Consider the following 18,970-nt stretch of genomic DNA (forward strand, 5'->3'; position numbering starts at 1 on the left):
GTTCCTCGCCGTTCGACCGGCGGAAACCCGCTGTTCGGACGTTCGGAAGGAAGAGGCGCAGGTCAGGCGGCGGTCGGGGCGTCGGTCTCGGCGGTGAGCAGCTTCTCCATCGGCTCGGCGGCGATCTGGCCGAGCATCGAGCCGGCCACGATGGCGCCGATCAGGAAGACGGTGGACAGCCAGGCCATGGTCGAGACGGGCAGGGTGAAGGCGCCGACCACGCGGGCGGTGCACTCGGCCAGCAGCGCGGTGCCCCAGATGCCCGAGAAGACGCGCTCGTGGCGGTGGAAGGAGCGCGAGGCGGTCGCCCGGCCCTCGGCCAGCCGCTGCCAGGCGGCGGCGCGGGCGTGGTTGCCCTTGGTCAGGAAGGGCATCAGCACCGGGGTCATCACCGGCTTGCCGACGAGGGCGGAGACCAGGACGGCCACCGCGACGCTGCCGCTGAGCAGGCCGTCCTTGGCGAGCATCATCCGGGCGTCGCCGGTGAGGAAGGTGAGCGCCAGGCCGGCCAGGTTGACCGCCAGCATCAGCGCGGCCCACAGGTTGAGGGTGCGCTCGCGCAGCAGGCCGAAGACCGTCCGGCCGGCCGGGACGGCGCTGCTCCAGGCGAGGGCGGCGAACTCGCTCATCCCGAAGGCCGAGTGGAGCAGGTAGTAGCCGGCCAGCGGGGCGGCGACGTCCAGGAGGAGCGGGCGGAACGCGGAGCCCACCGGGTTCGGCTGCTTCTCCGCGCCGGCCGGGGTGGTGGCGGCCTCGGTGGCGACGGCACTCAGGGTCTGGCTCATGGTGGGTTCCTCCCCGCTGGTGGCCGCGGGGCCGGTGCCCGCGTCGTGCCTCCAGTCTTCCGGCGCGACCCTCCGTCAGATCAGTGCCGTCCGTTGCCTGATCCGCATGACAGACGTCATGGTGCCCGTCATGACACCGCCTTCGCCGGGGTGCAGAGAAGGGCCGGTGACCTGTGCTTTCACGCCTCGGCCGCGGTGAACGTCCACAGCGCGCGGCCCAGCGTGTCCGCACAGCGCACGCCGTGGAAGCGCTCGTCCCCGGCCGAGAGGAAGCCGAGCGCGGTGCCCTCCAGCACGGCCCGGGCGGTGGCGTCGGCCCTCGTCCAGGCGCCGGTCAGGACGAGCACCCCGGCGACGAGCTCGGCGCGCCGGATCCGCGGCACCGCGGCGGTCAGCAGCGCGGCGTTGACGTCGTCCAGGTCGGCGGGGGAGAGGTACGCCTCGCCCGCGCCGGTGCGGTCCCGCTCGGCCCGGCGGCGCAGCTCGGGCAGGGCGTAGTGGCGGACGGCGGCCGCCGCGTCGTCCAGCGCCACCTGCCAGCGCGGTCCGGGCAGCACCTCCCACCAGACGTCGTCGCCGACCGGCAGCACCTCGCCGATCCGGGCCCGCCAGGTCTCGATGCCGTGGACGGTCCGCGGGTCGGGCCGGTGCCCGGGCAGGCCGGCGGCGGCCCAGTCGGCGCGGCGGACGACGCTGAGGCCGAAGGTGAAGCGGACCCGGTCGGCGGCGGGCCGCTCGACCAGGCCGAGCAGCAGCCAGTGCGTCTCGTCCGGGAGGCTGAAGGTGCGGCGCCACCCGATGAGGCCCAGGGCGCGCAGGGCGGGCGCGAGGTGGTCGCGCAGCCCCGCCGCGTGGAACTCGCGGGCGGCGGTCATGGAGGTCCTTCCGGGCGGCTGCGGGTGGCTGCGGGTGGCTGCGGGTGGCTGCGGGCGGGCCGGGCGCGGGGTCGGCGCAGGCCGGTGGGGCGGGGGCGCACGGAGGCGCGAGCGTGACGGACGGCACGCCCCGGACGGGGGCTGCGGTCACGAGGTGGCGGCGGGCCCGGTCGATTCGCCCACGGACAACGTAGGCCTGGCGGCCCCGCCGCGGCCGTGGGCGAAGGGCGGTCGTCCGCGGGACCTTGGGCCCCGGGCGGGCCGGTCCAAGGTCAGGCCCGCCCGCGCCGCGCGGATGGCGCATGATGTGGCGGGTGCAGAGTGCAGAGCGCCCCGGAGCGGGCACCGGCAGCCCCGAAGGCCGGTCCGGACCAGTACCACCCGCCGCCCCGCCACCGGGCCCGGCCCCCGCTCCCGCGGACCTGACCGAGGCGGTGCGGGCCGCGCAGGACGGTGACGAGGAGGCGTTCCGGCTCCTCTTCCGGACCGTCCAGCCCGGCCTGCTGCGCTACCTGCGGGTCCTCGTCGGGGGCCGGCCCGAGGACGCGCAGGACGCCGAGGACATCGCCTCCGAGACCTGGCTGCAGGTCGCCCGCGACCTGCGGGGCTTCTCCGGCGACGGCGACGGCTTCCGCGGCTGGGCGGCCACCATCGCCCGCAACCGCGCCCTGGACCACCTGCGGGCCCGGCGCCGCCGCCCGGTGGCCGACCTGCCGTTCGAGTACCTCGCCGAACTGTCCGCCGGGGACGACACCGCGGGCGCCGCGCTCGCCCGGGCCGGCACCGGCGACGCGCTCGCGCTGATCTCCCGGCTGCCGCGCGACCAGGCCGAGGCGGTGCTGCTGCGCGTGGTGATGGAGCTGGACGCGGAGAGCGCCGCGCAGGTGCTCGGTAAGCGGGCCGGCACCGTCCGGATGGCCGCCCACCGGGGGCTGCGGCGGCTCGCCAAGCTGCTGGAGCAGTCGTTCGGGCCCGGTGAGGGGCCGGGCGAGGGGCCGGGATCCGACCGCGGGATCCCGGCCGCGCGGGCGGCCGGACAGGAGCCGGGGGCACCCTCCGGGAGGGCCGCCCGGAAGGCCGCGAAAAAAGTTTCTCCGCAGGGTGTGACAGAACGCCGGGCCGCGACGCTGAAGGACATGAGATGAGCACCAACCGATCCCGTCGGATCGACCGTGACGCCGCCGAGCAGCTGCTCGGCGGTGCCGTGGGCGGCCCGTCGGCCGGGCAGGACGCCTCGCTCACCGGACCGGACGGCGACGCCGCCGGGCAGGTCGCCCGGGTACTCGCCGCGGCAGCCGCCCCGGCGACGGCCGCCGAGCTGACCGGGGAGCAGGCCGCCCTGACCGCGTTCCGGGAGGCCCGTCTCGCGCCCGACCCCGTAGCAACGACCGCAACGACCGCACCCGTCCGGAGACGACCGATGGCAACCGCCGCCCTCGCCAGGGCCTTCAGCACGAAGGCCGTTGCCGCCGTGCTGAGCGCCACGGCGCTGTGCGGGGTCGCGGTCGCCGCCGGCACCGGGAACCTGTCGATCGGCAGCGGCAGCGGCACCGAGCCCGAGCGCACCCTCGCGAGCGGCGGCGCCACGGGCGCGCTGCCCACGTCCGGGCACGGGCCGGGCACCACCACGCCGGGCGGCCAGTCCGCCCGGCCGTACAACGGCCCCTCCGCCGGCGGCTCCGGCGGAGGCGCTCAGGGTCTCGGGCCGTCGGCCTCGCCGACGCCCGGGACCCCCTCCGCGACGGGGCGGGCCACACCGCCCGCGTCCGCCGCGATGGTCGCCCTCTGCCACACGTTCACCGACCGGAAGGGCAAGGGCGAGCACCCGCGCCAGCTGGTCCTGGACCCGGTGTTCACCCTGCTGGTCGAGGAGGCGGGCGGCCCGGACAAGGTGGAGGACTACTGCGGGGAGGCGCTCGGCCGGGCGGGCGACGACGCCCACCGCAGCGCCACCCCGCAGCCGACGCACGACGACCGCCAGGGCTCCGGCTCCGGTGGCGCGGCAGGCTCCGGTGGCGCGGCCGGCTCCGGCGGTGGCAACGCGAACGGCTCCGGAGCCGCGGGCGGCAGCGGTGTCGACGGCGGCAAGGGCAACGGCGGTTCCGGCGGCAACGGCGGCGGGAACACCACCAACGGTGGCGGGCCCAAACCCGGCCGGACCACGCCGACGCTCCCGGCGTCGCCCGCACTGCCCGACGTCCGCCCCAGCGGGCAGGACCGGCAGGCCGCCCAGGGGTGACCCACAGGACTCCGGGTGGGCGGTGGGCGAATCCCCCCGGGCCCGCCGCCCACCCGGATAGCAGGACCGCAGGACCGCAGTACCCGGCACCACCGCAGTAACCAGCACCACCGCAGTAACCAGCACCACCGCAGGACCTGCGGCACCGCGACACCCGCGGCGCCGCGGCGACCACCCGAGACCCCGGGTGGCCGGTCGGCTCCCCCGTGCCCACCGTCCACCCGGCCGGCCCCCGGCCGGACCGGCAGGCGCTCACCCCGGACGCGCCGCCGGCCCGGCCGGCCCGGAACGTGTGGCCCGCCCGCCCGCAGTCCGGGCGGGCCACACACACCCCGAACGGGCGGTCGGGGATCCGCTGCCCGGTTCCCCGGCCGCCTCCCCCTCCCGGGAGACGGGCCTCCCGGCAGGCGGGCTTCGTGGCAGGCAGGCGGAACCGCCGCCACCACGGCGCGCGTGGAGTCCTCCGGCGGCCTCGGCCGGGACCGGCCCGGACACCGCGCCGGGCGGCACGGACGCCGGCGGCTATCGTGCACGGGTGCACGAGGCGGTCCGGGACCCCGGGCCCGGCGTGAGGGGAGTTCCAGGTGATCGGACGGGCGCTCAACGGGCGTTACGAACTCGTCGAGATACTCGGCGTCGGCGGCATGGCCACCGTCTGGCGCGGGGTGGACCGCGTGCTGGGACGCCAGGTGGCCGTCAAGGTCCTCAACGGGGGCCTCGCCGACGACCCGCGCTTCGCCGAGCGGTTCTCCCGGGAGGCGCAGCACGCCGCGATGCTGGTGCACCCGAAGGTCGTCATGGTCTTCGACTCGGGCATGGACCAGGGTTCGCCGTACATCGTCATGGAGCTGGTGAACGGGCGCTCGCTGGCGGCCGTCCTCGCCCAGCAGCCGCAGCTGCCGGTGGAGCGCGCCGTGGGCATCGCGGCGGCGGTGTGCGAGGCGCTCGCGGTCGCGCACGCGGCCGGGCTGGTGCACCGGGACATCAAGCCGGGCAACATCATGATCACCGACGACGGCGGGGTGAAGGTCGTCGACTTCGGCATCGCCCGGGCCGGCTCCTCCAACAACCTGACCCAGACCGCCACGGTGCTCGGGACGGCCGCGTACCTGTCGCCCGAGCAGGCGACCGCCTCCGCGCTGGACGGCCGCACCGACCTCTACGCGGTCGGCTGCGTGCTGACCGAGATGCTGACCGGCGGGACGCCGTTCACCGCCGAGACCCCGGTGGCGATCGCGTTCAAGCACGTCAGCGAGCAGCCGCTGCCGCCGTCCGCGCGCCGTCCCGGGCTGCCGCCCGCGCTGGACGCCGTGGTGCTGCGGCTGCTCGCCAAGAACCCGGCCGACCGCCCGGCGGACGCCACCGCGGCGCGGGCCGAGCTCCTCGCCACCGTCCCCGGGCTGGCCGTGGGCGACCCGACGGCGGAGCTGCTCGCCACCGCCGCGCCCACCCAGATGCTGCCGCCGCTCCCGTCGAACCAGCAGCACACCACCGTGCTCCCGCCCCAGGCCCCCGCTGCCACCTCCCTGATGGCGCCGGTCCCGATGGCGCCCCCGGCGCCCGCCAGGCCCGCGCGCAGCCGCAAACCGCTCGTCCTGGGCGCCCTCGGCGTGGCCGGCCTGGCCGGGGTCACCGCCATCGCCCTCACAGCCTTCGACACGCCGCCGGGCAACGCGGCCGCCAAGAAGCCGGCCGCCGCCGCACCCGCGACCCAGGCGCCCGCGCCGGCCACGACCGCCCCGGGCCCGAGCGCCGCGCCCACCACCGTGCCCGGTCTGCCCGCCCCCACCCCGACCGTCCCGCGCAACCAGCCGCCGGCCGTGCAGTTGAACGCGCTGCGCCAGGCCGTCGCCCAGACCCAGGTGGGTGGGAAGGACCGCGGCGGTCAGGTGGAGCTCCTGCGCATCCTGGACGATGCCTCGGCGCGCCTCAACGAGGGCAGCCCCGACGACGCGGCCCAGGACCTGAAGGACGCGCAGAAGGTGGTTCGCGACATGAGCAAGCGGCACGCCATCGACGGCCCGACCACCAAGGACTGGAACGCCCGCCTCGGCGCGCTCTTCACCGCCCTCCACACGCAGGCGGACAACCAGAACGACTGAGGCGACGGCACTGCGGGCGGTGGTGCTGCTCGGCCTGGTGGTTTTGTTCGTTGGTCCTGCCGGTCCTGCCGGTCCTGCCGGTCCTGCCGGTCAGGAGAGGTCCAGGCGGTCGCCGAGCCCCGCCGCCGTGAAAGCGGCCTCCAGCGCCTCGCGCCCCTCGGTGAAGTGCCCCCAGCTGTCGAAGTGCGCTGGCACGACGCGCCGGGCGCCGAGCAGGACGGCGGCCTCGGCGGCCTGCGCGCTGTCCAGGGTGAGCAGTGCGCCGTCGAAGCGCCGGGTGCGGGCGGCGCCGGCGAACAGGACCGCCGTGTCGACCGGGCCGAAGCGGTCGGCGATCTCCTTGACCAGCGGCAGCGAGGCGTTGTCGCCGCTGACGTAGACGGTCGGCAGGTCGGGGGCGGTCAGCACGAAGCCGATCACCTGGCCGATCACCGGTTCGCAGCCCTCGGGCCCGTGCAGGGCGGGCGCGGCGGTGACGGTGACGGTGCCGCCGTCCGGGCGGGTCAACTCCACCGAGTCCCAGGGGGCGAGGCCGCGTGCGGTGCCGCCGAGCCGTCGGGCGCCGCTGGTGGTGGTGAGCACGAGCGGGACGGTCGGCAGCAGGGCGCGGCCGGAGGCGTCCAGGTTGTCCGGGTGCTCGTCGTGGGAGAGCAGGACGGCGTCGACCGGGCCGAGGTCGGCGGGGGTGGTGGCGGAGGGCGCGGTCTTGGTGAGCGCGTAGCCGCTGCCGGTCGGGTAGTCGCCGGGCCCGTCGAAGGTCGGGTCGGTGAGGAAGCGCAGGCCGCCGAACTCGATGAGCGTGGTCGGGCCGCCGAAGGCGCGGATGGTCGCCATGCTGGGTTCACCTCACGGGTAACTGCGGAATTTGACGTGATGAAACCTAACTGGCCATCACGGAAGAGCGCAAGGTTTAGCATGAGAACCGTGAGCGTCATGAAAGCCCCGGGCGAGACCGCCACTGCCCCTCCACCACCTGCGGCGGGCGCGGACCGGTACGTCGCCCTCGACTTCGCCAACAGCGAGCTCGTGCTGCCCGCCGGCCGCCTCGACCTGCTGGCCACCCCGGCCGCCGCCACTCAGTGGCTGGTCGAACGGGGGCTGGCCGGCGCGGACGCGGTGCTCCACGAGCCCTGCGCAGGACGGCTGCGCGAACTGCGCACTCATCTGCGGACCCTCCTCGCGGCGCGCAGCGGGGGGACGGTGCCGGCGCCCGAGGCCGTCGACGCGGTCAACGCGGCGCTGACCGCCACCCCCGTGGCCGCACTGCTGCACTGGGACGGAGAGGGCGGGCCATACCGTGCCGCGGTCCATCCGGCCGACCGGATCGCCGACCACGCCATGGCCGCGATCGCCGCCGACGCGGCGGACCTGCTCACCGGCCCGGACGCCGAACGCCTCGCCCCCTGCGGAGCGAGCCCGTGCACGCGCTTCCTGGTGCGCACCCACGCCGCCCGGCACTGGTGCTCGGTGCGCTGCGGCGACCGGGTGCGCGCGGCCCGGGCCTACGCCCGCCGCAGCCAGGCGAAGCAATCCGGATGACTGGAGCGCCAGTAAACGGCCAGGGCCACAATGGGCGCATGCTGACCATCGGATCCCTCGTCCTCGGCGTCTCCGACATGGCCCGCGCCGTCGCGTTCTGGACGGCCGCCCTTGATTACGTGCCGCGCGGCGGCCTGGTCGAGGACGACTGGACGGTGCTCGAACCCGCGGCGGGCACGGGCGTCCAACTCGCCCTCGGGCTCAGCGAATCGCCCGTGCAGCGGCACCCGCGCGTGCACCTGGACCTCTATGCGCGCGACGCCGCCGACCAGGCGGCCGAGGTCGAGCGGCTGCTGGCACTGGGTGCCCGGGACGTCGACTGGGACCTGTACCCGGAGGACCCGGACTTCGTGGTGCTCGCCGACACCGAGGGCAACGTCTTCTGCGTCATCGACACCAGCCACGGCTGATGTGCGGAGCAGGAAGTCGGACGGGCCGACTTCCTGCTCCAGGCTGCGGACAGTTACTTGAGCGGCGTGCCGCCCGAGGTGCGGTACGCGGTCGTCTTGTTGATCAGGTTCCCGCCGTCGGACTCGACCGTGGTCTGTTCCTGCTGCCCCGGGCCGAACAGGAGGGCGGCGACGTGCGCGTTCGCCACCTGGTCCATGTGCGAGAGGAACCAGTCGACCTTGTCGTCCTTGTAGTGGCCGAAGGTGTTGTTCTGCGCCATGTTGCCCAGGGGGATCTGCCACAGGACGACCGGCTTGCCCACCGACTCGGCCATCGTCTTGTACCACCCCAGTGCGGCGGCGGCCTTCTGGTCGTTCCAGAAGGTGTCACGGCCGCCGTTCGCCGGCAGCGCGTACCAGCCCGCGTCGCGGTCCACCACGTCGGCGACCAGGAAGTCGGCGTTCTTCGCCCCGAGGTCCGTGTAGTCGTTGACGCACTTCTGCATGTTGCTGGTCCAGTCCCAGCAGGTGAGGTGGAACCCGGCGCCGGTGTTCGGCGCGTACTTGTGCGCCATCGCTATCAGGCACTGGGCCAGGCCGACGGCGCTGTTCTCCTGCGATCCGCAGTCCGTCGGGTTCGCGGCCTTGACCTGCGCGGCGATCTGGTGCGGGTTGCCGAGCGACCGGACGTAGCCCCAGAAGTCGGGCTCGATGTCGATCGCGTCCTGCGAGTTGCCGATCTTCTGGAGGAAGAAGCGGTAGTCGTTCATGTAGCGGGTGAGCAGGTCGGCCCTGTTGATGGCGACGACCTCGCCCGGGCCGTCGCCCTGGCCCGCCAGGTCTCCGAGGTCGCGCAGCGAGTACCAGGTCCAGAAGTTCTTCTGCGGGCGCGGCTTGCCCTGGTACGTCGCCTTGGTCACGTGGTCGTCGTTCCAGGTCACGTAGAAGCCGGGCGCCGTGGTCTCGCCGCTCCAGCAGCCCCACCAGCTCGACCACGCGGCCTTGCAGAGCGCTGCCGAGTAGTAGTCCGACGAGGGCGCGGGCTGGCTGTGCACATAGGCGTAGCGCATGTCGAACGGCGCGGCGCTCGTCGAGGCCTCGTTCATCATGCCGCCGACGAGCACCGTGTTGCTGCCCATGAAACTCTTCGTCGAGCTCCCGCCGGCGGGGGCGGCCGCAGACGTCGGAGCGGGGGCCGGCGGCGCCGACGCCGGGCGGGTGCCGCTCGGAGCCTGGCTCGCGGGAACGCCGGCGCCGGGCTTGGCAGGCGCGGAAGGCTTGGCGGCCGTGGTGGGCGCAGCAGGCGTGGTGGGCGTGGCGCCGCTGCCGGAGCTCCCCGCGTTCCCGGTGCCGCTGACGCTGCCGGCCGGGACGAGCTGCCACTGCTGCTGGGGGCCGTTCCAGTCGTGGTACTGGGCGATGTGGCTCCCCTCTGTCTTGGACCCGCCCGGGACCTCGACGGCCTTGCCGCTGAAGCGGTTGATCAGACGCACGTAGCCGTCCGACGAGTTCTCCATGTGGAACTGCTGGTTGGCGCCGTTCAGGTCGCTCCACTGCACCAGCTCGGAGCCCTCGGTCCTCGACCAGTCGTAGTCGTCCAGCACCTTGCCGGAGTTCCGGTTCTGCAGCCGGTAGTTCCCGTCACCGGAGTCGATGAACTTCCACTGCTGGTTGGTCCCGCCGTTGCGGCTCCACTGCGCCAGCGGAGCACCGTCGTTCGTGGCGTAGGCGGGGGCGTCCAACGCCTCGCCGGTGCTGCGGTTGACCAGGACGTACCAGGCGTTCGTGTCCACGGTCCCCGCCGAGGCCGTGTTGACCACGACCACGGAACCGCCCACGACCGCCAGACCGACGGCCGCCCAGAGACTCCGACGCTGGTACAACCGACGGCTGCGGTGCTTCTGCCTCCGGCCTGGCTCGGCAGAGCGGGACGACGCCTCCGGTGAGGTGGATGAGTGAGGGAACATGGCGATGCTCTCTTTCAGCCGGTGCCTTTGACCAGACCGCCTGTCCGGACACCACCCAGTTGTCACCGCCCTCGGAAAGGTTGCCGCGGCCCGCGAAGATTCTTTTCGGGCACCGCGCGCCGGCCGGGAGCCCCGCTGCGGGCCAGGCCGCTACCGGGTGTGTTCGCCCGCCTTGATGGCGCGGAGGAGCGCGGCGAGAGCAGAGGGGGTGGTGTGCAGGATGGTTTCGCCGTCGTCGGACTCGCGGAGCTCTATCGCCCCGCCGGTCCCACGGACTTCGACACACTCGTTGCCTGAGGCGCTGTAGCTGGACTTCTGCCACTCCGAGCTAGGCATAGGTGGATTTCATCTCCTTCATGATGGATCGGATGAAGTCGCACGATTGTTCCTCGGAGAGGGCAGTGTCGTCCAAGCGGCTGAAGATGGTTCGGTACTTGGCCAGGTTGGCAGGCGAGTCAAAGAACAGCGTGCCTGGGGCGACGTCCATCTGGACCGTGTCCAGTTCGGGGGTCGGCCCGTCGACGTAAGTCAGGTTCTCACCGGCGCCTGGGAAGGTGTCAACGGCGAAGGGCACCACTCGAATGGAAAGTCCGGGTCGCTCCGAGTCGTCCAGCAGCGCAGCGAGTTGATCGATGAGAACCAGGGGTCCCCCGAACTGCATGCGGAGCGCAGCTTCGTGGATGAAGGCCCGGACTGGAGTTGCTTCGGCGACTTCCTGGCGCCTGAGTCGGAAGGTTGTCCTGGTCTCGACTTCCTGTGGAGGCAGGGGAGGCACGAGTCGAGCGAACATCGCAGATGCGTAGGACTTGGTCTGGAGCAGGCCGGGCAGGTAGACGGTATTGCAGAAAGAGATCCGCTCCGCGTGACCCTCAAGCTCCGCCACCTCAAGGAAGTCGACGGTCAGGGTGGTGCGGTACTCCTCCCACCAGCCCTTCCCGCGTTCCGAGGCCATGTTCGCCATCGCGTCGATCAGCGGTTGGTTGGTGCACATGCACACGGTGGCGATGGTCCTCAGCCGTTCGGCACTGATCCCGCTCTTCCCGCTTTCCATCTGCGTGACCTGGGTGGCGTGGATGCCGAGTTCGCGTGCCAGCTGGCTTCCGCCAATGCCGGCTTGCTCCCGCATCCTTCGCAGCTCGGTGCCCAACCGACGTTGACGCAAGGTCGGGTTAGGTCGAAGGGCCATGTCGTCCTCTCTGCGGGCAGTAAGACCAGTGTGCCCCACGTTGGAGGGAAGTTCTTCGCGAAGGTCTTCATATGAAGACCGCGTGCGCTATGGTCGATGTCACATCGATCCGACGGGTCGTCAGTAACGCTATTCCGTCGCACCGCAGAGCAGTCATGCCTCCATCTGACCTGGCTCACGGTGACGTATCCGTCCTTCTCCTCCACGCCTCGGGAGTTCTCCCATGCGTCACCTCAACACGCCCTCCCTCACCATCTGTCGCCAGTCCCTCCGCGACGCCATGACCCGCGCCGGCTGGCCGCCCTCCGCCATCGCCGATGCCGAACTCGCCCTCGCCGAACTCCTCGTGAACGCCTGGCGGCACGGCGAGACCCCCGCCCCGGTCGTCGAGATCATCGCGATCAACAACACCCTCCGGGTCTCCGTCGCCGACGAGAGCCCCACCCTCCCCCAGCAGCGCTCCCTCCCCGAACTGGCCGAGTCCGGCCGGGGCCTCCAGCTCGTCGCCGGGCTCTCCCGCCGCTGGGGCGTCGACCCGCAGCAGCGCGGCAAGTCCGTGTGGTTCGAGTGCGAGCTGGACGCCGCCTGATGGCCGCCCGCCGCCGGCGCCCGATGCTGCCGACCGATCCCCGGATCCGGGGCTACAGCGACGACCACATCCGCACCCTGCTCGCCGAAGTCCAGGAGCGCGGCAAGGAGTTCGGCCTGATCTTCCCCTCCGCCTGCACCGACAAGACCATCGACGGCCGAGTCCTCGTCCGCTTCAACACGGCCCCCGCCTCGACCCTCCTCAACCTCCTCTCCCTCCTCCTCGACGTCGGCCGGGAGCGGGGCACCCCGTGCGGTTCCTGATCGCGGCGGCCTTCGCCGTCCTCCTCGCCCTCGCGATCGCCACCGTCGTCCTCGGCGTCGTCACCGCCCTGCGCGCGACCCCTCCCCACGAGGACGACTGACCCGACCGGACGCCCGGCGGGTCGCGTGCACAGGCCCGCCGCGCCCGATCAGCCCTGCCGTCGGATCCGGTTCTCGACGTTCGACCGGATCGCCCGCGACAGCGTGCCAGCCGCCGTCGCGAGGAACACGAAGTTGTACCCGATCTGCAGGACCACCACGAGCCGCGCCGCCTGCCCCGACGGCGTGATGTCGCCGTACCCGACCGTTGCCATCGTCACGACCGTGAAGTACAGCGCGTCCAGCCGGGTCTCCAGCCCGTTGAACTCCGCCTTGCGCGCGCCCAGCACGTAGTACGTCGCCGCGTAGATCGTCATCGTCAGGCAGATCAGGAAGATCAGCCAGACCACCGGACGCTTCGCCGTCCCGCGCATCACACCGACGATCTTGGCCACCAGCGTGCCCGTCAGCCCGGCCAGCGCCCCCACGAAGACCCCCCAGCTCACCACCGGCCGACGGTCGCCGAACCACTCCAGCGGCAGCGTGAAGTACCCGACCATCAGCAGCGTGAACGAGCCCAGCAGCCAGTACCAGGCCCGTACGTCGGCAGGTGGCGGCGGGTTCTCGGACATCCCGTTCAGCCTCCCCCGGCCGCCCCCTGGGCGCCCGTCCGTCTGCTCCGTCCGGGCTCGTCCAGCAGCTCCAGCACCGCGAGAACGCCCATCAGCCCGAGCGCCAGGCAGAGCGTCACCAGCGCCGTCGGACGGTCCCACAGCACGAAGGCCAGTGCCGCCCCCGCGACCGCCGCCCAGCCCAGCCATGCCTTCCAGCGGTGCACGAAGCGCCCGACCGGCCCGAGCCGCAGCCCGGCCCGCTCGGCCACCCGCCGCACCGCGCCCAGTCCGGCCCGCCACATCCCGCGCACTGTCCCGGCCCGGCGCCCGGAGCCGCTGATCCAGGCGCCCAGCGCCACCAGCAGCCCGAGCGCGACCACCACCCGGACGGCGGAGCGCAGGTAGCGCACGAGGGTGTCGTAGACGGCGTGCGCGGCAGCCTGGTCCACGCCGGCCGGGAGCGCGTCCAGGTAGACGGCCCGGAAGACGCTCAGCCCGATGCCCAGCAGCAGGGCCCCGCCGGCCACGCCGAGCGCCGCCGTGACCACCGCCCGGCGGCGCCGGACGGCCAGCAGCACTCCGCCCGTCGCGCAGGCCACGGCCAGGACCGGCACCCAGAAGCCGGCCACGTCGAGCAGCCGCAGGCCGGTGCGCACCTTCGGGACGGCGTCGGACTGCACCAGCGTGTACGAGGTGTGGATCTCCGGGATCTTCGAGGCGATGGACAGCCCGTTGTCGACGAGCGCCGTCTTCACCCGGGCGATCAGCGGGGCGAGGTCGAGCACCACGGTGTTGCCCTTGAGCTCGACGGCGCCGCCGCCCTGCCCGGTCAGCATCCGGCCGATCGCGGCGTGCGCCTCCCGGTTGGCGTCCGTCCAGACGGTGGCGAAGGCGTCGCTGTCCACGACGCGCTGGACCTGGGTGTGGACGAACCCGGCGATCCCGTCGCCGAGGGCCTGGCCGATGCTGCCCAGCAGCGCGCCGAGCACGGGCCGGTCGTCCGGCGCGACGTCGTCGAGCAGCGAGTCGACGGGGAGCTGCTTCACGATCTCGTCGGTCACCCGGTTCGTCACGGCGGCGCGGATCGCGGGGTCCCGGGCGAGCGGGGCCATCGTGGCCACGTAGCGGTCGGTGTCGGAGACCTCGGACTTCGCCCACACGGCGACGGCGCCGAGCGGCGTCAGCAGGCAGGCCAGCAGGACCAGCAGGACGGCGAACGCGGACCGCACCCGGTGGCGCGGCGGGCGGGCCCGCAACTCCTCGGCGAGCCGTGCCTCGTGGGCCTCGACGGCGCTCAGCCGGGCCCGCAGGTCGGCCAGTTCGTCGGGTGGTTCGCCGGGCGGTTCGTCAGGGGAGGCGCCCGGCCCGTCGGTCGGCATGCCACGACTCCGTTCGTCCGGTCGGTGCCTCCCAGGAGACAACGGATCACGGTGACCGGCCAGTCGGGGGCGTCCGGGAACGACGGAGGCCCCCGGCGCCGTCGCGGTGACGGTGCCGGGGGCCTCCGGAAGGTCCGACGGGACTCAGGCGGTCGTCTCGGGCCGCGGGGTCTCGGTCGCCTTGGTGACGTTCGTCGGGGTGACGGCCGGGCGGTCGGCCGGCTGCTGGGCGGTGCTCTGCGCGGTGCCCGCGGCCTCGGCCGGGGTGTCGTCCTCGCGCATCGCCTTCGTCTCCGCCTTCAGGATGCGCATCGACTTGCCGAGGCCACGGGCCATCTCCGGCAGCTTCTTCGATCCGAACAGCAGGACTACGACCGCCAGCACCACCAAGATGTGCCAGGGCTCAAGACCGTTCCGCAGCATCCCTGGCCACCGGTCCCTTCTTGTCTAGAGTCACGGGAGGGCAAAGTACCCGTCCGGCCAGTATGCCTGGCCCCGGTGCGGAACGGATACACCGGCCGGGAAACGCTGGCCGAAAAGCGGGTGCCGCTCAAGCGGACCGCGAGTGCCGTGGTCCCGGCCGGTGTGTCCCGACCGGGGTGTCGAACGTCACAGCCGAAGGTCGCGGTCGCGGGCCACGGTCGGAGGTCGCAGGGGCGGGGCTCAGCAGCGGGGCTCAGTAGACGAAGGGGACGAGCCGCTTCGACTCCCGCCGGTACTGCGCGTACGCGGGGCCGAGGGCGGCCACCAGCAGGCGCTCCTCGGCGGCGATCCGCCAGCCGTAGGCGGCCAGCAGCAGCGCGAACACGACCACGGTGGCCGGCCAGCTGCCCAGGCCGAGCGCGTAGCCCGTCCACACCAGCAGGCTGCCGCAGTAGCCGGGGTGGCGGATCAGCCGGTACGGGCCGGTGCGGACGACCTCCTGGGTGTCGACGGTGCGCAGGGTGCGGGTGTAGAAGCGGCCCAGGGTGCGCATGCCCCAGGCCCGCAGGGCCAGCCCGGCGGCGATCAAGGCGACGCCGAACCAGCGCGCCCACACGGGCAGTTCGCCGACCGACGCGCGGCCGAGGAGGACGATCACCAGGACGGAGGCGGCGTAGCAGGCGAGCAGCAGCCGGGTCGAGCCGCGGTCGCGGTCGTCCGCGCGCCAGGTGCCGGCGGCGGAGTCGTCGCGGCGGCGCAGCAGCAGCTCGTACCCGGCCCAGGCGAGGACACCGAGGACGGAGAGCAGGCTCGGCAGGGACATGGTGGGGCTCCTGACGCTCGTGGACCAGGGCACGGGCCTCGCAACGGGGGCCGCGTACCCACCACGGTCCTCCTGCCCGCCCGGCCCCGCACGGACCCGGGGGTGGACGCGCGGGCTTCCACCCCCGGGTGGAGCGTCAGTCCGTCCGCCGGGCCAGCAGGTAGCCGCGCCGGGTCGGGGCCTCCTCGGGCAGGCCCTCGCGCTCCAGCCGGGCCTCGACGGCGAACCCGGCGGCGGTGAGGTGCGCGACGACGGCGTCCGTCTGCAGGAAGTGGAAGTCCACGTCGACCTGGTGGCCCCACCACTCGTCCAGCCGCCGCACCTCGGTGCCCAGGTGGAACGAGACCAGCAGGAAGCCGCCGGGCCGCAGCACCCGCCGCATCTCGGCGAACGCGGGCGCCAGCTCGCCGGGTTCGAGGTGGATCACCGAGTAGAGCGCCACCGCCGCCGCGAACTCGCCGTCCCGGGCGGGCAGGTCGAGCAGGTCGCCGGTGCGGAACTCGGCCTTCGGGTGCTCGCGGCGGGCCAGCTCCACCATGCGGGGGGAGAGGTCGATCCCGACGACCTCGGCGCCGTGCCCGGCGAGCCACCCCGCCACGTGCCCCGGCCCGCACCCGAGGTCCGCGACGACCCCGCCGGCGGCCTCCGCCACGACCACCCAGAGCAGGGCCCGGTCGACCGGCTTGTGCGCCAGCTCGTCCCCGATCCGTTCGAGGTACTCCTCCGCCACCGTGTCGTAACTCCCGCGCACGCGCGTGTGATCAGCAACCATGGCCCCACCTTGGCACCCGGGACGGCGCCCGCGGGGCGCTTTTCCGCAACCAGGGGAACGGCTGACGACCCCCGCCCCGGCCCGGCTCGAACACGGCTGGTCCCCTCCACAACGGGCCGGCGCTTAGGGGTATGGGCACCGGCCGACGCGGGGCAGTGGTCAGCCTAATCGGTTCCCTGGAACGGCGAAGAGCCCCCGCCCGGGTGGGCGAGGGCTCCTGATGACGCGCGTTGGCACCGGCCGGTGGGGGGCTCAGGCGTTGACGGCCTCGGAGGCGGCTTCCGGGGTGGCGGCGGCCGGGGCGGCGGCCGGGAGGTGGCGCATCAGGCGGTAGGCCAGGGCGGCGGCGCCGAGGGTGAAGACCAGGCCGACGACGGCCGCCACGTGCAGCCCGTCCGTGAAGGCGCCCCGGGCGGTGTCCAGCAGGTCGGCGCCGAGCCGGCCCGGGAGGTGCGCGGCTACGGTGACCGCGCCGCCGAGGGTGTCCTGGGCCGCGCGGGCGGCCTCGCCGTCCACGCCCGCCGGGAGGGCGCCGTCCAGCTGGTGGCGGTAGACCGCGGCGCCCGCCGCGCCGAGCAGCGCGATGCCCAGCGAGCTGCCGAGCTCGACGGCGGTCTCGGAGGTGGCCGAGGCGGCGCCGGCCCGCTCGGCGGGGGCCGCGGAGACGACCATCTCGGCGGTCATCGTCATGGTGCCGACGGTGCCGGCGGCCAGCACGCCCGCCGCGGTGAGGATGAGAGCGAGCGGCGAGTCCGCGCCGACCTGCGTCATCATCGCGAAGCCCGCCGAGCCGATCACGAACCCGCCGCTCATCAGCACCGCCGGGCGGACCTTCCCGGCAAGCGCCGAGCCGAGGCCGACCGCCGCGCCGACGCCGACGCTCGGCACCAGCGACCAGAGCGAGGCGGTGAACGGGCTCATGCCCTTGACGAGCTGCAGGTACTGCGAGGTGAAGAGGGCGAAGCCCATCATCGCGAACATCGCGACGGTGTTGACGCTGATCGCCCCGCTGAAGGTGCGGATCCTGAACAGGCCGAGGTCGAGCAGCGGCTCGGCGGCGGTGCGCTGGCGCCACACGAACGCGGCGGCGAGCAGCAGTCCGGCCGGGACGGCGAGCGCGGGCAGCAGGCTCCAGCCGTCCACCGCGAGGGTCTTCACGCCGTAGACGAGCGGCAGGATCGCGGCCGTCGAGAGCGCGGCGCCGGGCAGGTCGAAGCGGCCGGTGCGGGCGGTGGCGCGGTACTCGGGGAGCAGCGCGGGGGCGGCGACCAGCACGAGGGCCATCACCGGGACGGCGAGCAGGAACGCGGAGCCCCACCAGAAGTGGTCGAGCAGCAGGCCGCCGGCGACCGGGCCGAGGGTGGCGCCGGCGGTGAGGACGCCGCCCCAGGCGCCGAGCGCGGCCTGCCGCTGCTTGGGGTCGTGGAACATGTTGCGGATCAGCGCGAGCGTCGAGGGCATCACGGTCGCCCCGGCCGTGCCGAGCAGGGCCCGGGCGGCGATCAGCTGCCACGCGCTGTCGGCCCAGGCGGCCAGCAGCGAGGCGCCGATGAACCCGGCGGCGCCGATCATCAGCAGCCGGCGGCGACCGATCCGGTCGCCGAGCGCGCCCATCGTGATGAGCAGGCCGGCCAGCAGGAACGAGTACATGTCCATGATCCACAGCTGCTGGGTGCCGCTGGGGGCGAGCGTCGTGGAGATGTAGGGGACGGCGAAGAAGAGGACGCCCATGTCCATGGCGAGGACGAGGGTCGGCAGCAGGAGGACGGCCAGGCCGAGCCATTCGCGACGGCCTGCGCGGCCGGTGGTTGCGGTCATGGGAAGTACCGTACGAGCGTTTCAGACGCTTGTCTAGTACGGATGTATAAATCACTTGTGCGAGACGAAAGTGTCAGACGTAAGTGCAAGACAGCTGTGCAGTCCTTCCGTAGGATCGGGACCATGGGAAACCGCGAAGACCTCATGGCGGGCGCCAAGCGCTGCCTGTACGAGAAGGGCTACGGGCGCACCACCGCCCGGGACGTCGCCACCGCCTCCGGCGTCAGCCTGGCCGCCATCGGCTACCACTTCGGCTCGAAGGACGCGCTGCTCAACGCGGCGATGATCGAGGCGATCGGCGAGATGGGCATGGCCCTGGGTGCCGTGGTCAACGCCGCGAACGAGGCCACGGGCGACCCCGAGGAGCGCTTCGTCGCGGTGTGGGAGGGCCTCAAGGCCGTCTTCGAGGAGCACCGCGGCCTCTGGGCGTCCCAGTTCGAGGCGCTCGCGCAGGCCGGGCACGCGCCCGAGCTGGCGCAGGCGCTCTCGGAGGCGCAGAAGGAGGGCCGGCTCGGCCTGGCCGCGCTGTTCCAGGGGCTTCCCGAGGTGCCGGAGACCGCGGACGAACTCGCCCGCGGCGCCTTCTACCAGGCCCTCCTGGCCGGGTCCGTCGCCCAGTGGCTGGCCGCGCCCGAACTCGCCCCGTCCGGGCGGGACTTCCTGCGCGGGCTGCGGCTGGTCGCGGCGAGCGTGCCGGAGTCCGCCGCGCACTGACCCGCACGGACCGCACGCTGACCGCACGCGTGGTGGCCGTCAGGTCGTGACGACCGTCAGCAGCACCACCGAGTCCACGTGCGCCAGCAGCCCGTGCCGCTCCTGCGGAACGGGCGCCAACTGGCCCGCCGACAGCTCCTGGTGCTGCCCGGCCACCGTCAGCGCGACCCGGCCGCGCAGCACCTGCACGCTGCCGGCCGTCGGCGGGGTGTGCTCGTCCAGCGCGGTGCCGCCGGCCAGGGCGATCACGGTCTGCCGCAGCACCCCGTCGTGCAGCACGAGGTGGGCGCTGCGCCCGTGCGGGCTCTCGGCGGCCTTCGCGGCGTGCTCCACGGCGAGCTGTTCGAGATCGGGCATCGCGGCGTCCTCCTGCCTGTCAGCCCAGGTTGGCGGACGCGGCGGGCTCGCGCACCCGGAGCCGCTCGGCGTGCGGGCCCCGTGTACCCGGAGCCGC

21 protein-coding genes are annotated in these 18,970 nt (G+C 73.7%); 8 read left to right on the forward strand and 13 right to left on the reverse strand.

Annotation, left to right across the window (positions count from 1 at the left end; all coding sequences use genetic code 11):
• Window positions 1–62: 62 nt before the first annotated feature.
• Together ACFVSN_RS37720 and ACFVSN_RS37725 are read right to left on the reverse strand one after the other, a co-directional pair.
• A complete protein-coding gene (locus ACFVSN_RS37720) occupies window positions 63–785 on the reverse strand; it encodes a VC0807 family protein (protein WP_387957929.1) in 723 nt (240 codons plus the stop codon).
• A 179-nt stretch (window positions 786–964) separates the two neighbouring features.
• Window positions 965–1,660, reverse strand: coding sequence for a hypothetical protein (locus ACFVSN_RS37725; RefSeq protein ID WP_387957931.1), 696 nt, complete (start codon window positions 1,658–1,660; stop codon window positions 965–967).
• A 305-nt stretch (window positions 1,661–1,965) separates the two neighbouring features.
• Here ACFVSN_RS37725 and ACFVSN_RS37730 point away from each other — a divergent pair, with 305 nt between their 5' ends.
• The 3 genes from ACFVSN_RS37730 (at window position 1,966) to ACFVSN_RS37740 (ending at window position 6,001) form a co-directional block, all read left to right on the forward strand.
• The gene (locus ACFVSN_RS37730; RefSeq protein WP_387957947.1) at window positions 1,966–2,805 is read left to right on the forward strand and encodes an RNA polymerase sigma factor; all 840 of its coding nucleotides are present in this window, start codon (window positions 1,966–1,968) and stop codon (window positions 2,803–2,805) included.
• Window positions 2,802–3,899 carry a hypothetical protein gene (locus ACFVSN_RS37735; protein WP_380435692.1) on the forward strand — a complete coding sequence of 366 codons (1,098 nt, stop codon included), beginning with the start codon at window positions 2,802–2,804 and terminating at the stop codon, window positions 3,897–3,899. Before ACFVSN_RS37730 ends, ACFVSN_RS37735 begins: the two co-directional genes overlap by 4 nt.
• A gap of 584 nt (window positions 3,900–4,483) precedes the next feature.
• Complete coding sequence (locus tag ACFVSN_RS37740; RefSeq protein ID WP_380435694.1) at window positions 4,484–6,001, forward strand: protein kinase; 1,518 nt, start codon at window positions 4,484–4,486, stop codon at window positions 5,999–6,001.
• Window positions 6,002–6,091: 90 nt separating this feature from the next.
• Here ACFVSN_RS37740 and ACFVSN_RS37745 read toward each other — a convergent pair whose 3' ends face one another.
• A complete protein-coding gene (locus ACFVSN_RS37745) occupies window positions 6,092–6,835 on the reverse strand; it encodes an MBL fold metallo-hydrolase (protein WP_387593289.1) in 744 nt (247 codons plus the stop codon).
• Window positions 6,836–6,934: 99 nt separating this feature from the next.
• Between ACFVSN_RS37745 and ACFVSN_RS37750 the strand changes: the two genes are divergently transcribed.
• The gene (locus ACFVSN_RS37750) at window positions 6,935–7,540 is read left to right on the forward strand and encodes a CGNR zinc finger domain-containing protein (RefSeq protein ID WP_387593395.1); all 606 of its coding nucleotides are present in this window, start codon (window positions 6,935–6,937) and stop codon (window positions 7,538–7,540) included.
• Between the two features lie 38 nt (window positions 7,541–7,578).
• On the forward strand, window positions 7,579–7,950 hold the full coding sequence (locus ACFVSN_RS37755) for a VOC family protein (protein ID WP_380435698.1): 372 nt from the start codon (window positions 7,579–7,581) through the stop codon (window positions 7,948–7,950).
• A 53-nt stretch (window positions 7,951–8,003) separates the two neighbouring features.
• Here ACFVSN_RS37755 and ACFVSN_RS37760 read toward each other — a convergent pair whose 3' ends face one another.
• From ACFVSN_RS37760 to ACFVSN_RS37770, 3 genes are all read right to left on the reverse strand, one after another.
• Window positions 8,004–9,767 carry an RICIN domain-containing protein gene (locus tag ACFVSN_RS37760; RefSeq protein WP_387593286.1) on the reverse strand — a complete coding sequence of 588 codons (1,764 nt, stop codon included), beginning with the start codon at window positions 9,765–9,767 and terminating at the stop codon, window positions 8,004–8,006.
• A 279-nt stretch (window positions 9,768–10,046) separates the two neighbouring features.
• Window positions 10,047–10,232, reverse strand: a complete 186-nt coding sequence (locus tag ACFVSN_RS37765; RefSeq protein ID WP_380508944.1) for a DUF397 domain-containing protein — start codon at window positions 10,230–10,232, stop codon at window positions 10,047–10,049.
• On the reverse strand, window positions 10,225–11,043 hold the full coding sequence (locus ACFVSN_RS37770; RefSeq protein ID WP_380508942.1) for a helix-turn-helix domain-containing protein: 819 nt from the start codon (window positions 11,041–11,043) through the stop codon (window positions 10,225–10,227). Before ACFVSN_RS37770 ends, ACFVSN_RS37765 begins: the two co-directional genes overlap by 8 nt.
• A 262-nt stretch (window positions 11,044–11,305) precedes the next feature.
• Between ACFVSN_RS37770 and ACFVSN_RS37775 the strand changes: the two genes are divergently transcribed.
• Both ACFVSN_RS37775 and ACFVSN_RS37780 read left to right on the forward strand, forming a co-directional pair.
• A complete protein-coding gene (locus tag ACFVSN_RS37775; RefSeq protein WP_380435706.1) occupies window positions 11,306–11,671 on the forward strand; it encodes an ATP-binding protein in 366 nt (121 codons plus the stop codon).
• The gene (locus ACFVSN_RS37780; protein ID WP_380508939.1) at window positions 11,671–11,934 is read left to right on the forward strand and encodes a hypothetical protein; all 264 of its coding nucleotides are present in this window, start codon (window positions 11,671–11,673) and stop codon (window positions 11,932–11,934) included. Before ACFVSN_RS37775 ends, ACFVSN_RS37780 begins: the two co-directional genes overlap by 1 nt.
• A 149-nt stretch (window positions 11,935–12,083) precedes the next feature.
• On the opposite strand, the gene ACFVSN_RS37785 is transcribed toward ACFVSN_RS37780, so the two are convergent.
• The 6 genes from ACFVSN_RS37785 to ACFVSN_RS37810 all read right to left on the reverse strand — a co-directional run bounded on the left by ACFVSN_RS37785 (window position 12,084) and on the right by ACFVSN_RS37810 (window position 17,802).
• Window positions 12,084–12,605 (reverse strand): potassium channel family protein, encoded by a 522-nt coding sequence (locus ACFVSN_RS37785; RefSeq protein WP_380435710.1) that lies wholly within the window; start codon window positions 12,603–12,605, stop codon window positions 12,084–12,086.
• Window positions 12,606–12,610: 5 nt separating this feature from the next.
• Window positions 12,611–13,966, reverse strand: a complete 1,356-nt coding sequence (locus ACFVSN_RS37790) for a hypothetical protein (protein WP_380508936.1) — start codon at window positions 13,964–13,966, stop codon at window positions 12,611–12,613.
• 144 nt (window positions 13,967–14,110) lie between these two features.
• Window positions 14,111–14,389 carry a Sec-independent protein translocase subunit TatA gene (gene tatA, locus ACFVSN_RS37795; RefSeq protein WP_380435714.1) on the reverse strand — a complete coding sequence of 93 codons (279 nt, stop codon included), beginning with the start codon at window positions 14,387–14,389 and terminating at the stop codon, window positions 14,111–14,113.
• A 253-nt stretch (window positions 14,390–14,642) separates the two neighbouring features.
• A complete protein-coding gene (locus ACFVSN_RS37800; protein WP_380508933.1) occupies window positions 14,643–15,212 on the reverse strand; it encodes a methyltransferase family protein in 570 nt (189 codons plus the stop codon).
• Window positions 15,213–15,348: 136 nt separating this feature from the next.
• Complete coding sequence (locus ACFVSN_RS37805; protein WP_380435718.1) at window positions 15,349–15,984, reverse strand: class I SAM-dependent methyltransferase; 636 nt, start codon at window positions 15,982–15,984, stop codon at window positions 15,349–15,351.
• A gap of 252 nt (window positions 15,985–16,236) precedes the next feature.
• Window positions 16,237–17,802: an MFS transporter gene (locus ACFVSN_RS37810; protein ID WP_387957933.1), complete on the reverse strand. Its 1,566-nt coding sequence runs from the start codon at window positions 17,800–17,802 to the stop codon at window positions 16,237–16,239.
• Between the two features lie 123 nt (window positions 17,803–17,925).
• Here ACFVSN_RS37810 and ACFVSN_RS37815 point away from each other — a divergent pair, with 123 nt between their 5' ends.
• Window positions 17,926–18,516 (forward strand): TetR/AcrR family transcriptional regulator, encoded by a 591-nt coding sequence (locus ACFVSN_RS37815; RefSeq protein ID WP_380496731.1) that lies wholly within the window; start codon window positions 17,926–17,928, stop codon window positions 18,514–18,516.
• Between the two features lie 39 nt (window positions 18,517–18,555).
• On the opposite strand, the gene ACFVSN_RS37820 is transcribed toward ACFVSN_RS37815, so the two are convergent.
• Window positions 18,556–18,873: a cupin gene (locus tag ACFVSN_RS37820; RefSeq protein ID WP_380435724.1), complete on the reverse strand. Its 318-nt coding sequence runs from the start codon at window positions 18,871–18,873 to the stop codon at window positions 18,556–18,558.
• Window positions 18,874–18,970 lie beyond the last annotated feature (97 nt).

Source organism: Kitasatospora sp. NPDC057904, assembly GCF_042887925.1.
In the GTDB taxonomy this organism is placed as follows: Bacteria; Actinomycetota; Actinomycetes; order Streptomycetales; family Streptomycetaceae; genus Kitasatospora.

Coding starts and splice junctions, on each gene's coding strand:
- ACFVSN_RS37810 (WP_387957933.1), bottom strand. CDS start 17,802: ATGACCGCAACCACCGGCCGCGCAGGCCGTCGCGAATGGCTCGGCCTG.
- ACFVSN_RS37755 (WP_380435698.1), top strand. CDS start 7,579: ATGCTGACCATCGGATCCCTCGTCCTCGGCGTCTCCGACATGGCCCGC.
- ACFVSN_RS37815 (WP_380496731.1), top strand. CDS start 17,926: ATGGGAAACCGCGAAGACCTCATGGCGGGCGCCAAGCGCTGCCTGTAC.
- ACFVSN_RS37785 (WP_380435710.1), bottom strand. CDS start 12,605: ATGTCCGAGAACCCGCCGCCACCTGCCGACGTACGGGCCTGGTACTGG.
- ACFVSN_RS37735 (WP_380435692.1), top strand. CDS start 2,802: ATGAGCACCAACCGATCCCGTCGGATCGACCGTGACGCCGCCGAGCAG.
- ACFVSN_RS37805 (WP_380435718.1), bottom strand. CDS start 15,984: ATGGTTGCTGATCACACGCGCGTGCGCGGGAGTTACGACACGGTGGCG.
- ACFVSN_RS37775 (WP_380435706.1), top strand. CDS start 11,306: ATGCGTCACCTCAACACGCCCTCCCTCACCATCTGTCGCCAGTCCCTC.
- ACFVSN_RS37790 (WP_380508936.1), bottom strand. CDS start 13,966: ATGCCGACCGACGGGCCGGGCGCCTCCCCTGACGAACCGCCCGGCGAA.
- ACFVSN_RS37780 (WP_380508939.1), top strand. CDS start 11,671: ATGGCCGCCCGCCGCCGGCGCCCGATGCTGCCGACCGATCCCCGGATC.
- ACFVSN_RS37745 (WP_387593289.1), bottom strand. CDS start 6,835: ATGGCGACCATCCGCGCCTTCGGCGGCCCGACCACGCTCATCGAGTTC.
- ACFVSN_RS37820 (WP_380435724.1), bottom strand. CDS start 18,873: ATGCCCGATCTCGAACAGCTCGCCGTGGAGCACGCCGCGAAGGCCGCC.
- ACFVSN_RS37750 (WP_387593395.1), top strand. CDS start 6,935: ATGAAAGCCCCGGGCGAGACCGCCACTGCCCCTCCACCACCTGCGGCG.
- ACFVSN_RS37725 (WP_387957931.1), bottom strand. CDS start 1,660: ATGACCGCCGCCCGCGAGTTCCACGCGGCGGGGCTGCGCGACCACCTC.
- ACFVSN_RS37800 (WP_380508933.1), bottom strand. CDS start 15,212: ATGTCCCTGCCGAGCCTGCTCTCCGTCCTCGGTGTCCTCGCCTGGGCC.
- ACFVSN_RS37720 (WP_387957929.1), bottom strand. CDS start 785: ATGAGCCAGACCCTGAGTGCCGTCGCCACCGAGGCCGCCACCACCCCG.
- ACFVSN_RS37765 (WP_380508944.1), bottom strand. CDS start 10,232: ATGCCTAGCTCGGAGTGGCAGAAGTCCAGCTACAGCGCCTCAGGCAAC.
- tatA (WP_380435714.1), bottom strand. CDS start 14,389: ATGCTGCGGAACGGTCTTGAGCCCTGGCACATCTTGGTGGTGCTGGCG.
- ACFVSN_RS37730 (WP_387957947.1), top strand. CDS start 1,966: ATGTGGCGGGTGCAGAGTGCAGAGCGCCCCGGAGCGGGCACCGGCAGC.